Source organism: Mycobacterium sp. SMC-13 (assembly GCF_045311035.1).
GTDB lineage: Bacteria > Actinomycetota > Actinomycetes > Mycobacteriales > Mycobacteriaceae > Mycobacterium.
Genome location: NZ_JBJIAI010000022.1, coordinates 85717 through 97597 on the forward strand (window position 1 = coordinate 85717; position 11881 = coordinate 97597).

Annotated in this window: 11 protein-coding genes; all 11 read right to left on the bottom strand. The window is 71.3% G+C overall.

The features are described 5' to 3' along the window. Complete coding sequence (locus ACJH6I_RS25315) at positions 1-2109, bottom strand: hypothetical protein (protein ID WP_406775564.1); 2109 nt, start codon at positions 2107-2109, stop codon at positions 1-3. After that, on the bottom strand, positions 2106-4598 hold the full coding sequence (locus ACJH6I_RS25320) for a hypothetical protein (RefSeq protein WP_406775563.1): 2493 nt from the start codon (positions 4596-4598) through the stop codon (positions 2106-2108). Before ACJH6I_RS25320 ends, ACJH6I_RS25315 begins: the two co-directional genes overlap by 4 nt. A 1-nt stretch (position 4599) precedes the next feature. After that, positions 4600-7131 carry a hypothetical protein gene (locus ACJH6I_RS25325; RefSeq protein ID WP_346414318.1) on the bottom strand — a complete coding sequence of 844 codons (2532 nt, stop codon included), beginning with the start codon at positions 7129-7131 and terminating at the stop codon, positions 4600-4602. After that, on the bottom strand, positions 7128-7496 hold the full coding sequence (locus ACJH6I_RS25330) for a hypothetical protein (RefSeq protein ID WP_346414319.1): 369 nt from the start codon (positions 7494-7496) through the stop codon (positions 7128-7130). Before ACJH6I_RS25330 ends, ACJH6I_RS25325 begins: the two co-directional genes overlap by 4 nt. Further along, entirely contained in the window at positions 7493-7822 is a 330-nt protein-coding gene (locus ACJH6I_RS25335) for a hypothetical protein (RefSeq protein WP_346414320.1), read from the bottom strand. The genes ACJH6I_RS25330 and ACJH6I_RS25335 overlap by 4 nt, the downstream gene beginning before the upstream one ends. Before the next feature lie 19 nt (positions 7823-7841). Further along, positions 7842-8327, bottom strand: a complete 486-nt coding sequence (locus tag ACJH6I_RS25340; RefSeq protein ID WP_346414321.1) for a phage baseplate assembly protein V — start codon at positions 8325-8327, stop codon at positions 7842-7844. A 27-nt stretch (positions 8328-8354) separates the two neighbouring features. Beyond that, entirely contained in the window at positions 8355-9452 is a 1098-nt protein-coding gene (locus ACJH6I_RS25345; RefSeq protein ID WP_346414322.1) for a hypothetical protein, read from the bottom strand. After that, positions 9445-9711 (bottom strand): hypothetical protein, encoded by a 267-nt coding sequence (locus tag ACJH6I_RS25350; protein ID WP_346414323.1) that lies wholly within the window; start codon positions 9709-9711, stop codon positions 9445-9447. The genes ACJH6I_RS25345 and ACJH6I_RS25350 overlap by 8 nt, the downstream gene beginning before the upstream one ends. After that, complete coding sequence (locus tag ACJH6I_RS25355; RefSeq protein ID WP_406784732.1) at positions 9708-10331, bottom strand: hypothetical protein; 624 nt, start codon at positions 10329-10331, stop codon at positions 9708-9710. The genes ACJH6I_RS25350 and ACJH6I_RS25355 overlap by 4 nt, the downstream gene beginning before the upstream one ends. 8 nt (positions 10332-10339) lie before the next feature. Then, a complete protein-coding gene (locus ACJH6I_RS25360) occupies positions 10340-10519 on the bottom strand; it encodes a hypothetical protein (RefSeq protein ID WP_346414325.1) in 180 nt (59 codons plus the stop codon). Continuing rightward, the coding region (locus tag ACJH6I_RS25365; RefSeq protein WP_406784733.1) for an ATP-binding protein at positions 10516-11881 on the bottom strand (1366 nt) is incomplete at its 5' end. The genes ACJH6I_RS25365 and ACJH6I_RS25360, both read right to left, overlap by 4 nt.

Here is an 11881-nt window from a genome sequence, read left to right on the forward strand (position 1 = left end):
TTATTCCTCCGGGGACGCGATGGTCAGGTGTGGATGCACCGTCAGAACAGTCATCTCGGGCAGGCGCTGTGCCAGCCGCAGGGCCAGCGGCCCACGCCGGGCATGGTGATACGCGCCGATCTCTCCGCCGTCGCTGGCGCCGAGGAACACCGGATCGGCCCGGTGTCGAGACGGCGAGGTCACCAGCGGCGCGAGATATCCGGCCGCTTCGGCACCGAACGACCCCAGCGGAGGCAGCGGTCCCGCCAGGCATTGATGGGCGGTGGGGTGAGCCTGAGGCTGGTCGTGAGGGCCGAGGTGGCAGTAGCGCAGGCAACCTGCTGCCGTCACGACGGCCCGCAGGCCGTCGATGAACAGACAGTCGGTGGCATCGATCACGTCGACGGCGACGACACCGGCGAAAGTACAGCCACGGGTCCGCAGCTGCGGTGGGAACCGGTTCGCGGCGGCCAGTGCCGGCGTGGGGGCCGGACCTGCGCCCGGTGTGCCGCAGGGCGAGAGCGGAACACCCGCCCCGTCGATGGTGCAGTCGGTGAGGTTGATGGGGAAGGCGGACAGGTCCGCGCGGATGGCGCCGAGGTGGGACCGGCCGGCGTGCAGCCGCACGGTCCACGCGTCGGGGCTGACGGACAGCACGCGCCGCGCCGCGACATTCATGGTCACCGACGTCAGCGTGAGCCCGGCGAGGTTGGCGTCGACGTTCAGATTGCCCTCGAGGTAGCACCCGGCGAGCTCGATCTGCGCGCCGTCAAGGCCGAATCCGAGGTCGCCGACGATCACCGGCGTGAGGCCGGCCGGAGCCACGATGCGCCAGCGGGTGGCTGCTGGGCTTCCGGTGACCATCCCGGGCGAGACAATGCGGTCGTTGGTCGCCAATCGGATTTCCACATCCGGCGCCTCAGCCGCGTCGGGCGGGCGCGCGACGGGCTGGGGCAGCGCCAGCGCGGCGGTCATGGCCGCGGTCAGATCGGGCACGACGACCTCACCGCCCGCAGCCGGCGTCCCGCTCGGGTCGACGACGATGACGGTACCGGCGCCCTCGTCGGGTTCGGCAGTGCTCGCCAGTGCGCCGATCGAGCCGGGGAGCGGTCGGTAGAACGTCGCTCGGATGGTGCCGGTCAACCCGGATCCCACCGACAGGGTGCCGCGCGCCGGGTCGACCAGCACCTGCATCGGGTCGGGTGTGGGTGCTCCCGCGTCGGGTAGGCCGGTCAGCCCGATCGAAGACCAGGGCAGTGGGGTTCCGTCGACGGTAAGGGTCAGCAGCGGTGGATCGTCCGGCGTGTTCGCGGCCAACGGGTGGTTCGCGGCTAGGCGCCATACCGCGCCGTAGGTGATGGCGTCGGGGCCCAACGCTGCGATCAGGCGCCACGTCGCGCGCAGCGGCAGCTCGCCGGGTGCGCGCGGAGGCCGTGCCGTGGGAGGCATACCGGGTGGGTTCTCGTCCTCGGCGTCACTGGCGATCAGCAGTGGCTGGGGCCGCAAGTAGAGCGGCGCGGGGATGCCGAGGGGGTGCAGGGCGAACCGTCGCGGTGCCGACAACGGACACACCTGAACACCGTCGTATCGCCTGACCTGCCACGGGAACACCGTTGCCGTCGCGGCGGCCGGATGGAAGGAGCCGCCCGGGGTGACGCTGCGCCGTGCCTGATCGAGCTCGCTGCCGACCAGGAGGTGTTCGCCGGCGCGCAGCGAAATCGACGCGGTGTGCCGCACCGGGTGGCTGAGCTGCTGGCACCACAACGTGGTTTGCCAGCCTTCGGTCACCCGGGTCGGCCAGCCGGTCACCACCTCGGCGAAGTCCTCCAGCGCGCCGGGCGTCCCGCGGCGGCGCCGCAGCGCCGTTGCCGAGCCGATCTCGGTGCGCCCCGCGTCGGGCGGCAGACCGAGCAACTGGCCGAGGTACGGCAGTGCCCAGTCGGCGGCGCTGTCGGGGAACGTGTCATCGAGGACGCGATCGACGTCCGCGGCCAGCTCGAGCCACTGCTCTTCGAGAGCTGCCAGCAAGGCCAGCGACACAGGAGGTTGATCGCCGTCCGGTGATTCCAGCAGCGCCGGCGGCAGCATGGCCAGGAAGCGGCGGGACGGCACACCGCCGCCGGCGGTCACGCCGAGCTCCCCGAGAGTTGCGCGGTGGCCACGTACAGCAATTCGTAGGGCAAGGCCGGCAGGCGTCCCAGCGACAGGTCGCCCGAGCTTGCCGCGGTGGCGCTGCCGGTCATTTCCAGTGCGGCGATGCCGATGACGCCGGTGACGGGCTGTGCCACCTCGATGACGTCGCTGCCGTCAAGCGGGACGGCAAGGTCGCGCGGCATCGGGGCCAGTGGCCCGACCGGGTCGAGCAGTGCCGCGCCGACCGCGGCGCAGACCGCGGCCGGGTCCCTTCGGGGGTCGACGGCGACGCTGGCGGTCACGGTGATCGGACTGGGACGGGCCGCGCAGACGCACAGCGGAACTCGCGTGTCGCGGCGTGCGTCGAGGTAGCTGCTCAGCGAGTGCAGCTCAGCGGGAACCGGGGCCCGGACGCCGGTGGCGGCGCTGCGGAGCACGGCGACGTGGAGGCCGGAACGCCCGCATGGGCAGCCGGGTGGGCCTGCGCCACGCCAGGCGGTGCTGTGGCTGGTGCCGGGGACAGTGAGCGACAGATCGGCCAGATCCTGCAGCGCGACAACTCGGTCCAGAGCACGGATACGCGCGGCGGCGGCCCGGCGCATCCGCAACGGATCCTCCTGGTCGGCGGCGCCGCTGGTCGGCCCGACGCCGGCGATCTTGCGCACGCCATTGATGCTGGTGGACAGCGTCGTGATGTCGGTGCCGTCGAGTTCACCCGACAACCCGCCGCCGACTCGCCAGCGGGCGGTGATGGTCCCGCGGGGCAGAGCGCCGTTGACGCCGTCGCCGAATGTGACCGCGAGCCGACCGTCGGCCGCCAGGCGGGTGGTGTAGACGGGCTCGCCCGGGCCGCGACGATACAAACTCGGCACCTCGTCGAAGCGCTCACCGGAGACGCTGACGACCAGGCTGTCGGTCACCGTGCCGTCGATGCTCACGTCGCCGGTGACCGGACCGCTGATCACCGCGGTGGCGCCCACCGGCGTCAGCTGGCTCGTGTGGGTGGCACCGTGCTGGATGGGAGCGAGGTTGCCGGTGGCCCGACCACTGCCCTTACCGCGGTCAGCTTTGCCGTGGCGGGCGTTGGCGAGGCTGATCAGCTGGCCACCGGGGTCTGACGGAGTGTCGGACGCGCTGGCCGTGCATCCCGACAGTTCCCAGCCGGTACTTCCGTCGGCGGCGGTGGTTTGGATCGCCAGCCGTGCCGGCAACTGATCCAGGCGCGGGTGAATTCGTGCGGTGGACGTCGTACCTGCGAGCGGCGGCAGCTCGTAGTGTTGGGCGACCTGGCGGGAATCGGTCAGTAGCACCGAAAGCCCGGACTTGACGAGGGCATTCGGCAGCGGATCGGCGAGTTCGATCTTGGCGACCCTCCGGATGGTGCCGGGCGCGACATGCCAGTCGGTGGCGGTGATGGATTTGATGGTCGTGACGTGGCACTGGCCCGACGAGCCGGCGTACAGCAGGATGTACTGCCCGACGCTGGCCTCGCGGGCGTCGTCGACGAATATCCAGTTCTGGTTGTAGGGCGCGGTGGGTTCGCCGCTGGGATAGGGCGCGTCGGCGGTCTTGGGGGCGCCGGAGCTGTCGACGTAGCTGATCTTGTCGAGCCGGGTGGGCAGCCGCAGCTCAGTGCGCACGCGGTAGGCGGCGTAGCTGATCCCGCTGGTCAGGGGCAGCAGCTTGTCCAGGCGCCGGTCGAAGGTGAGCAGCACCGCGCCGAGGTCGTCGGCACGTTTGGTCACCCGCGCCAGACCGCGGACGGCCTGGCCGGTGAGCCCGACATAGCTGCTGCCGTTCAGCATCAGCCACCACGCCAGCCACAGATCCCAAATAGTGGGGAACACCGGCGCGCCGCCTTCGCTGACGAACACCACCCGGTCGGACGCGATGAAGCCGGGATCGGCGAGGAACCGCAGTTGCTTTCCCGCTGGGGCGCTGGGTACCGGCACGCCGGTGATGGTCAGTTGCGCCCATTCGGCGCGCAGCTGCGTATCGGCGGCGACCTCGTACATCTGCGCGGCGTGCGTCGACGTGCCCGGCGCCTGCACCGGGGTACCGGCCGGCATCAGTGGGGCGGCGCCCGGCGCCGTCTCGGTGCGGATCCAGCCGTGGGCGGCTGTGCGCTGGCCTGGTCGGTAGCCGACCAGTTCGACGACGCGGCGAAGGTCCGTCCAGTCCTGGGCGGTCCCCAGATACGCCTCGCCTGCGGTCATTTCGGCGTACGCGCACACCGAGTCCGCGACCCGGGCCCACAGGCCGGCGACCTGCAGCAGGGTACGGTCGCCGGCGACGTCGAGAATGTCGCCGAACGTGCCCGCAGGGCGGCTCGGGTCCGGCATATCGGCCAGTCGGGCCAGCAGGTCGTCGCGCAACGCCAGCCGGTCGCCGAGGCGGCGGCGCAGCCGGGACAAGCCGGGCAGCGGATCGGGCGGGGTGGGCAGCAGTTCGGGGGTGACCACGGACTCCGGGGTGGGCATGGTCATGTCAGCGGCCTCCCTCGATGCTCAGCACGATGCGGCCTCGGTCGGGGCGATTCATGTCGTCGTCGCAGACGGCCACCTCGGTGCGGCTCATCACCAGCACGGTGCTGACCGTCCCAGATGGGTCGGTCAGGCGCCGCGCCTCGTTCACCGATACGGCGTCGACCTGGGGCAGGGCGGCGACGGTGGCAGTGACGGTCGACAGGTACACGCTGGCGCCCATCAAGTGCGCTCCGGGAGCGAAAAGTCCTGGGGCCGAGGGAGTTCCGGGGCGGAGGCTGGCGAGGATCGCGGCCCGCGCGGAGTCGGGGTCGCTGCCGGGATAGAGGCAGACCGTCAACGCGATCAGGATGCCGACCGGGGTAGCGGGTGTGGTGATGACTTCCGTTCCACACATCCGCACACCGTCGAGAGTCGACTGCACGGTCGATGCCAGTGCGGCGGCCGCCACCGGGTCGGCGGTATCACCGAGATCGGTTTCGTGGGACTCGTACGCGACGGAGCCGACCGGCCAGGAGCCTGACCACGACCGGGTGGCGGTGGCTCGTTCGATGCCGGGTATCTCGATGGCGAATGTGGGCAGGTCGCTGACCAGCACAGCGCGGCGGGGGACCACCGCGTACGCCTGCGGGGCATCGCGGCGGACGTCGTCCAGCGACGTCGCCGCGACTCCACCGCGGCCGGGGGTGATGTTGCGGGCCGTCACGACGGCAGTGGTGGAGTCTTCGACGTCGAGCCAGACGCACGGTGCGCCGACCGGGGTGGTGCTGCGGATCAGCCGATGGGTGGCGTTGGCAGCGGCATTGCCGGCCGGACCCGCGCCGACCTGGTAGCGGGCTGTCACCACGCTGCCCGAAGGCGGGGTCAGCCCGAGTGCGCCGGTGCGGAAGCGGAGCCGGGCGGGCAGCTCGTCGTCCGCGTCGACGACGACCGAGAATCCTCCCGCGGGGGCACGCAGCAGGCTGGTCACCCGGGTGGCCGGCACCGTCATCTTGTTGGGCAGCGTCACGCTGACCTCGAGCAGCCACGGCCGGCCCCCCGGTCTGTGGGACAGCCCGGGCGAGGCTTCGGGCCCGGCGCTGACCATGAGGTAGTCGCTGACCTGCTCGGTCGCCGGGTCGGCGATCCGGCCGGTGAGGCGGTCGACCGGCACCAGCGTGGCCGGGCCGTCGACCGGCAGACCGTGGTGAGCGCTGAAGAGGCCGAGTCGCGCGACTCCGACCCGCATGCCGCCGCGCATCTCGACGCTGGCCGGCACCGCCGTGCGCAGCGCCTCGGCGCCGTCCCAGAAGACGCGCACCAGCGGCAGTGCCGGCCGCAGGGGATCGGTGAACGCGACGGCCGACGTGACGCGCACGACCTGTGCGGGCCGGCTGGCCAGCGGCGGGCGTGGCCACTGCGGCGCTGCTGTCGGCGTGGCAGCGCGGGCCCAGTCGCGCTGCGCTTGGAGGTTGTCGATGGCGACGACCTCGAAGCCGAGCAGCGCGCCGGCCGGCAGCCAGTCGGCGAGCGGTATGCCGGCGGACTGCGCCGGCCGGACAAGTACCGCGCTGGTCGCGCCTGCGGAGAGCACGGCGTCGTCTTCGGCCCAGTCGTACAGCGCGACCTCGGCGTGGCTGTGGTAGACCCTGGCCGGGGTTTCCAGCGTGAAGCACGTCGCTGCCGCGGTGACCGGCTCGTCGGCTGCGGCGTCGGTGGCCACGTCGCCGGCGAGCACGTCGACGTGCGGATCGCTGCCGGCCGAGTCGGCAACGACCACCTGGACCGTGGTGGCAGCGCTGATCGCCGGGTACACCGGGTAATCGACAGTGCGGGCCAGGCGCGTCACGTTGGCGCGCCGGCGCGCCGTAGCCAGCCACATCTCGGTGGCGACACGGTCCAGCCGGTAGTGCAAGAGGTCCCCGAGGTGCGCAAACAGCTCGACGAGGGTCACCGTGAAGTCGGCCACCGAGGTATCGGCCGTGGGATCTTCGAATGTCAGGCGTTCCATCAGCATCGCGCGCAACGCGGGGTAGTCGCGAGCCAGGGTGTCGTAATCGGGAGCGATGTTTCTGGCCGGTGGCGGCGGTACCTCGGTGCAGTCACCGCGGTCACCGCATTCGGGGCGCAGACCCAGGGGCAGGTACACGCGCAGCGGGTCGACCGGCACGCCGAGCGCTGTGGTTGCCGCGGGGTCCAATCGCAGCTGGTACACCCCGCGCCCGGGCCGCACGGTGTCGAGCGACAGGGTCAGGTGCGCCGGGATCGGGGTGCCGTCGGCATCGGTCGTCGCGGGAACCGTCGCGACCGCGGTGATGCCGGGTCGAGGTGCTCCCGGCGCCGGGCGCAACGACCACAGGGCCGGGTCGATCAACGCGGCCGGCGGGTCACCGTAGAGCCACACGTCGATCACCCGGCCGGCGGCGGTGAGCCGCGCGGTACCGGCGCGCAGCCCGACGACGTTGTCGACGCTGTCGAACAGTTCCTTGGGGCGTTCCACTGCCGTGGCAGTGGGCTGCTGGGGCAGTGTGTACTGGTCGGGGGCGGGCGTCGTCATGGCCCGACCTTGGGGAGTTCGGCGGTCACCGTCCGCGGTTCACCGGCGGGCAGCGGCCGGTAGGTGATGTGTGCGGCCAGGGTGCTGTCATTGATGTCGACCTGTACGTCCTGGACCTGGATGCGGTCGCCGAGAGCGTCCATCAGACTGCCGCGAACGCGGGCGATGACGGTGGGTTCGAGGCTCAGCGACAGTGGTTCGAACAGGGCCGAGGCGCCCAGGCCCGCGCCGAAGCCGGGGTGATGCAGACGCTCGTTCGGGCCGGTCAGCACGACGGCGCGGACGAGGTCGTCCAGGTGCTGCAGATAGTCGGCCGGGACCAGCCGGCGTCCGACGATGCGCCACGGCGCGCGCGTGATCATCATGTTCCTGTCGCTGCGGTCTGGGCGGGCGCGAGGACGACGGGCCCCTGCGGGGCATTGGCTCCGTTCATGCACATGCCGACGCTGGCGGTGGTGAGTACGGCGGCGCCGCCGGCGGTGCATGCGGTCGAGGTGCTGCTCCAGCTCACCGAGAGACAGGGACTGGGGTTGGAACCGACCGTGAAGGGGCAGCCGGTGATGAGCACTGTGTCGGCTTCGGTGCACACCTCGGCGCCGGCGGTGACGGCGATCTGTGAGGGCACGATGGTGCCCTGTCCGCCGTGCGGGCAGGTGATGGTCGCGTTGGTGGTCAGCAGCGGCGCGCTCATCGGCGGGCTCCCGGGCGCGTCACTGTGTCACCTTGAAGGATTCGCCGTTGAGGCTGATGATGCTGCCCTGCAGCGTCAGGGTGGCACCCTGCCCGTTGTCGAGGGTGATGCCGTTGTCGTCGAGCGTCAGACTGGCTCCGCCGGACGCGGACAGGGTGATCGAGGTGCTGTCGTCGGACACTTCGACCCGGTGGCCACCAGGCGTGACGAGCACGATGGTGCCCGGGCCCGCGCCCGCGACGCCGTTGCCGTTGGTCCAGTACGCACCGGACCACACGGGAGGCTTTCCCAGGTCCCCGGCCGGCCATTCGACCCATACCGGGGCCCCGACCGGCGGCACCATCGCCAGGCCGACACCGTCCCCGGCGTACGGCAGCGCGGGCAAGCACCAGCCGGTGGAGCCCGAAAGCACATCGGGCACCTGGACATTGAGGCGGCCGATTCCCGCGGGGTCGTCGTTGTCCAGGACGACCCCGGCGAACTTCCCGAGATAGCGGTCACTCATGTCGAACCGTCTTCCCGGCCGAGGCGATCACAATGACACCGCCGCGGACAGGGCAGCACCCAGGCCGCCGCCAGTTGACGCCGTCGGGTCGCCGAGCGCGTTGCGCGTCAGCGACACGTTTTGGGTGTGCCCGCCGGGTGTGACGGTGTGGCGCACGGACTTGACCAGCCACGGACCCGACACGAGGTCACCGAGACCCCGAACCTGCACGGTGCGCCGAGCCCGCACCAGCGGCATGTTGGGCGTCGACAGGGACACCGACAGGGACGCGGCGAACGCGCTGTGCTCGGCCAGGACGCGCGCGGCAACGTCGGGCGGTTGGGTGCCCGCCAGATCGGCCGGGTCGCGCAGCACCGTCACCGCCCCGCCCAGCGATTGGGTGCCCATCGCGTTGCCGGTGCCGTCGTTGTCGGCGATCTGCTGGCTGCCCGAGCCGTCGACGCCGTGGGTGAATTTGACCTTCTGCCCGGCGACGAGTTGTACCGACACGTTGGCGGTGCCGCCGTGTTCGCCGTAACCGAGGTTGAGAGTGGTGGCCGGCGTCGCCAGCGGATCGATGTGGTCGAAGACGCCGACGAGTTGACCGTCGCGCTGTTCGAGGTAGACATCGAAGTCGTTCCGGGCGGCCAGTGCCTTGAGGTAGGACCAATCGGTCCCACGCTGGTGTGGCGTGAATCGGTCGGTGCCGTCGGGTGCGGGGGTGGTGCCGACCTGTGGGGTCGCGACGGGGCCGAGCAGGGTGCGGGCGATGTCGGCGTCACTGACTCCGCCCCAGTCGTGGTCGTGGTCTTCTCGGTCCAGGTCGGCACTGGAATCCAGGCCGGCGATGGTCAGGGTGGAGGAGCCGCCCGCGGAGAGGTTCCACGAGGCGGTGGTGGCACGGGCGGGCACGACCAGCGAGTCAGGGCCACGGCTCAGCGAAATCTGGAACGGGGCGAACGGTGCCACCAGGGAGTCGAGGGGGCTGGTCCAATGGCTGGTGCTGTCGGCCAGGGCACTGACCACGATGGTCACTTGGGTTTGGCTGCCGATGGCTTCGGACACGTCGACCGATAGCACCCGGGCCAGGTCGGCGTCGGGAATGGGCGCTCCGTTGACGGTGACGCTCACGCTGGTGTCAGCCATTGGGCATGCCGATCGACGTGCCGGGTTCGGTGTCGGTGAGCGCGTCCTGCCAGGGGTTGGTGTCGGCGATGCGCCACCAGCCGGTGCTGTCGCCCAGGACGGTTGCGGCCAGCAGGTCCAGCCGGTCGCCGGCGCGTGCGGTGTAGCGCAGGGCTTCGGGCAGGGCGGGCGCGATCCGCGGAACTCCGAGCGCACGGGTGCTGCCGTCGTCCTGGGGTGCGGAGATGGTCGCCTGGCCGGCGTAGCGCGAGGTGGTCACAGCATCAGCTCCACGCCTTGGGCAACGCCGGCGATGGCCAGGGCGCTGCGTGCGGCTTGATAGGCGTTGGCCAGGAAGTTGGCCATCTTGACGTCGCTCGGCAGATCGGCGGGGCGCAGCACGGTCAGACTGAGGTCCACGTTGGCCTGCACCGGCAACAGCAGTGAGTTGAAGCCCGTTTCGTGTGCGCTGAAGCTGTCGATGCGCACCGGCACGATGCGGGCCGGGCTCCAGGCGAGCACCACCAGCGGTAGCGACGGCGCCGGGATCGGTGCCGCGGACGCGCCTCCTCCGGTCAGCGAGCTCACCGCGCCGCTGACCGCGCCGACCAGCGCACCGAGGACGCCGGCGGCCCCGGCCGGCTCCATCATCGCTTCCAGCGTCGCCAGCAGGGGCTGTAGTCCCATCGCCCCTGTGATCGGCTTGTCCACCGCGTCGATACCGTCGAGTTCGATCTTCATGGTGTATTTCTCGACCGGCGCCTGGGCGACTCGCAGCGCCGGCCCGCCCTGAGCACCGCCACTTACGGTGAGCACGCGCGTCACCTCTGCCGGGTTGTATTGGAACGGCACGAAGGTGGGCACCAGCCCGATGTCAGGGTCGGAGAACGAGATGAGCATGCCCCGCATCACGGGCGGGACTCCGCTCTGGTCGCGGCGCGCACCGCGGCGGCGACGCTGGACGCGATGGTCGCCTCAGGACCGTGCGGCAGCGCGCGGCCGGACAGGGCGGCTTCCATCGTGGGCCGGAGCAACCCGGGATCGGGCGTGCTGTCCACGGAGACGTCGAGGCGGTCCAGATGGGTCATCGTTGCCTCCAGGTGCGGCCGTTCTTGGCCATCTCGTGTCGGATGGCGTGCAGGAGATGCGCATTGGTGACGGGCGTCGCGTCGTCGGCCGCGAAGACCAGGGCTGCGAGTGCGGCGGCGCGGATGCAGGCTCCGGACAGTTCGGCGTCGGCGACGGCGCTCAGGTCGACGTCGTCGGCACAGGTCGGCGCGGGCAACAACGTCTTCCAGATCTCCAGGCGGGCCTGGACGTCGGGTAGGTCGAAGCGCACGGAGACGCGGATACGGCGCTGAAATCCGTCGTCGAGCGCGGCGGGTCGGTTCGTCGCGAGCAGCACCAGGCCGTCGTGGAGTTCGACGCGCTGCAGGAGGTGATCGATTTCGAGGTTGGCGTAGCGGTCGCGGGCGTCGGTGATCTCACCGCGGCGGCCGAACACCCCTTCGGCTTCGTCGAACAGCAGGACGGCGCCACCGCGCGCCGATTCGGTGAGCAACCGGTCGATGTTGTGGGAGGTCTCGCCGAGCCATTTGCTGACCACGCGAGCCAGGTCGACGATCCACAGGTCGCGATCGAGTTCAGCGGCGAGGGCTTCGGCGGCGGCCGTCTTCCCGGTGCCGGACGGCCCGTGGAACAGGCCGATGACCGCGCGGCCGCGGACGGCTCCGCCGGGCCACGCGCTGGTGACGGCAGCGCTGTGCCGGGCGTGCGCCAGGATGTCGTGCAGGCCGGTCCGGGTCTCGTCGGTGAACACGAGATCGCGCAGCCGTACCGACGGCGGCAGGAGGCGTGCCAGCCCTTCGATGCGGTGTTGCGGGTGTGCCCGTACGGCGTTGTGCAGGTCGGCGATGGTGACGTGTCGCCCGGCCACCTCGGCCGCTGCGCGGGCGCTGTGGTGAAGGGAATCGATGGTGGCTTCGGGCAGGCGCATACGGGCCGCGAGTTCGCCGGCCGCCGACGTGTCCAGCCCGCAGTGCCCGAGTACGCGTCGCCACGCGCGGTGCACACCGTCGTTGTCGATGGGTGCTACGTCGACGGTCTGCCAGCCGGGGGAGACGGCGGCGCCCGCGTCCGCGAGCCGCAGCGCGGTCGCGGGGTGGCTGCCGGCGCCGACCGCCAGCACATGGCCGAGCCGCGCCAGGAGTTCGGTCTCGGCCACCGGCCGCTCCGCTGCCGGTGCGGTGTCGACGAACTCGACGTGCCGGCCGGTGGCGGCGGCCACAGCGGTGGCCACAACGGCGCCGTCTTCGCTGTCACCGCAGCGGACGCAGACCCGGTGTCCCGCTTGTAGCAGCGCGGCGGCGCGCGGAGAAATAGTCAAATCCTGTGGATCGAGGGTCGTCAGGCGACCTCGGACACTGGGGTGTCGGGCGATGGTTCCGGGG